3 protein-coding genes and 1 pseudogene are annotated in these 2,897 nt (G+C 40.0%); all 4 read left to right on the top strand.

Going from position 1 to position 2,897, the window contains the following annotated elements; all coding sequences use genetic code 11:
• Positions 1 to 794, top strand: a 794-nt coding sequence (sucC, locus tag QNK26_RS14830) for an ADP-forming succinate--CoA ligase subunit beta (protein ID WP_319224418.1), incomplete at its 5' end; no start/stop codon positions are given.
• On the top strand, positions 795 to 1,664 hold the full coding sequence (sucD, locus tag QNK26_RS14825; RefSeq protein WP_319224415.1) for a succinate--CoA ligase subunit alpha: 870 nt from the start codon (positions 795 to 797) through the stop codon (positions 1,662 to 1,664). It abuts the gene before it with no gap.
• A 161-nt stretch (positions 1,665 to 1,825) separates the two neighbouring features.
• Positions 1,826 to 2,161, top strand: coding sequence for an STAS domain-containing protein (locus QNK26_RS14820; protein WP_319224412.1), 336 nt, complete (start codon positions 1,826 to 1,828; stop codon positions 2,159 to 2,161).
• Positions 2,162 to 2,181: 20 nt separating this feature from the next.
• Positions 2,182 to 2,897, top strand: a pseudogene (locus QNK26_RS14815) (hypothetical protein); the annotation flags it as partial.

Genomic DNA, 2,897 nt, shown 5'->3' with positions numbered 1-2,897 from the left:
CATCAACGGAAGGTGGGGTTGATATTGAGACTGTTGCTGAAGAAACGCCTGAGTTAATTCATAAAGCAACGATTGATCCACTTGTTGGTGCTCAGCCTTATCAAGCACGCGAACTTGCATTCAAACTTGGTTTACAAGGTGCTCAAATCAAGCAGTTTACACAGATCTTTATGGGTCTAGCTAAAATGTTTACTGATTCAGATATGGCTTTGCTTGAAATCAACCCACTGATTGTTACTGGTGCCGGTGATCTTGTTTGTCTAGACGGTAAAATTACTATCGATTCAAATGCACTGTATCGCCAACCTAAACTGCGTTTAATGCAAGACGTAACTCAAGAAGATGCGCGTGAAGCTCACGCTGCTAAATTTGAGTTAAACTATGTTGCTTTAGACGGTAGCATTGGTTGCATGGTAAACGGTGCAGGCCTAGCAATGGGTACTATGGATATTGTTAACATCCATGGTGGTAAACCAGCTAACTTCCTTGATGTGGGCGGCGGCGCGACAAAAGAACGTGTTGCTGAAGCATTTAAAATCATCCTTTCTGATGAAAATGTTAAAGCTGTACTGGTAAACATCTTTGGTGGCATAGTACGTTGTGACATGATCGCTGAAGGTATTGTTGGTGCTGTACAAGAAGTGGGTGTGAAAGTACCAGTTGTTGTACGTCTAGAAGGTAACAATGCAGAATTAGGCCGTGAAGTTTTAGCTAAATCTGGATTAAATATTATCGCAGCATCTAGCCTAACGGATGCAGCGCAACAAGTTGTTGCAGCAGCGGAGGGCAAATAAATGAGCGTTTTAATTAATAAAGATACGAAAGTAATCTGTCAAGGTTTCACTGGTGGTCAAGGTACTTTCCACTCAGAGCAAGCTGCTGAATACGGTACACAAATGGTTGGTGGTGTTTCTCCTGGTAAAGGCGGCACAACACATTTAGGTCTGCCTGTATTCAACACAGTACGTGATGCAGTAGAAACAACAGGCGCTACAGCGTCTGTTATCTATGTACCTGCACCGTTTTGTAAAGATGCTATCTTAGAAGCCATTGATGCTGGTATCGAGCTTATCGTTTGTATTACAGAAGGTATCCCGACTGTAGATATGATCGAAGTTAAAGTTAAACTTGATCAACAAAATGTACGTATGATCGGTCCTAACTGTCCGGGTGTTATCACTCCAGGTGAATGTAAGATTGGTATTATGCCTGGTCACATTCACAAGCCAGGTAAAATTGGTATTGTTTCACGCTCAGGTACTTTAACGTATGAAGCTGTAAAACAAACTACAGATGAAGGCTACGGTCAATCAACTTGTGTTGGTATCGGTGGTGATCCAATTCCAGGTACTAACTTTATTGATGTACTTGAACTGTTTGAAAAAGATCCACAAACTGAAGCAATCGTAATGATTGGTGAAATTGGTGGTACTGCAGAAGAAGAAGCGGCTGCTTATATTAAAGCAAACGTGACTAAACCTGTTGTTTCTTACATTGCCGGTGTTACAGCGCCTGCAGGTAAGCGTATGGGTCATGCTGGCGCGATTATCGCTGGCGGTAAAGGTACTGCAGACGAGAAATTTGCAGCACTTGAAGACGCAGGTGTTTCAACAGTGCGTTCATTAGCAGATATTGGCTCAGCATTACGTGCTAAATTAGGTTAATACTTGTTTTAATTATAATAAACCACCTTCGGGTGGTTTTTTTATTTGTGCACTTTCTACTTCTGCGTCTATATTATTAACATAGGGTCGAAAATATTAATATCATATTTCGTTAATATTCATGCTCTGTACAAATTCAGTATTATCTAGGAGTATTAACGATGGACATGTTACGGCCTCACGATGGAATTATCGTTTTAAAGCTAGCTTCTGATCTTGATTCTGAGCACGTAGTTAGCTTACAGCCAAGCTTGGAAGCATTAGTTGAGCAACATTCTGAAAATATTATTTTAGACTTTTCAAACGTAACCTTTATTGATTCAACGGGTATTGGCGCTATTGTTTTCTTATTCAAGCGGCTTACCTCGCAACGCCGCACACTTGCTTTACTCAAAGTATCTGGTCAACCTTATAAGCTCATGACTATGTTACGTGTGGAAAATGCAATTCCTTTTATCGAAAATATTACTGAATCTGAGAACAATCGTTCGGCATAATTAATGCCGTAAGGTATTGAATGAATAAATTATTGCTATGGATAGCTATATGTATGTTTCTACCTGCGTGCACAAATTGGCCTAAAGAAGGTTATTTTGACGATATAACCGCGCATACAGAGCAAAGAGTCCAGTTTGAGCAACATTATAATTATTTGAATCTACATCTCTCAGTGGCTAATTTACGTGGAGCACAATCGTGTACCCCTGCATTTGCTAAAGCGGTAGATAAAATCAATAGTCGTGTTGAAAAAGCGATTGCAGTTGCAGATCCTCGGGACATAAATGCAGAATTGGCAATTTTAGAAAATAAAATAACAGTTTTAATTGTTAATTTAAATCGAGCCACGGCTAATACTAACTGTGCACTGCCACCGCGATTATTTAGTGCTAATTTTGTCCACCCATTAACCTACCAACTTGATCTCCTACTTTACTGTGGGCAACAATTCGAGCAGGATAGTGCTGTATTGACTGAACTCTATAAAGTGTGCCTTCGTCAAGCTAGTTTTATGCTACTTAGCAGCCCTAAGGTCGTGATTGAATATACTAAATATCAGTTGTTTGAAAATACGCCTGATCCTTTCACCGATGAGCCAAAAGTCAATTTCAGCCAAGATATTGTTGTGCATAACTTAGATACGATCGTCGACGTTAATACTGCTGCAACTGATCCAACGACCGTCGATGACGATTATAATGAAGCGATGCGAAAATATTTGCTCTTTGATCAAAT

The organism is Moritella sp. (assembly GCF_033791185.1).
Taxonomy (GTDB): Bacteria; Pseudomonadota; Gammaproteobacteria; order Enterobacterales; family Moritellaceae; genus Moritella.
Note: the sequence above shows the minus strand (reverse complement) of the source record. Positions and strands in the feature narration are given on the sequence as shown.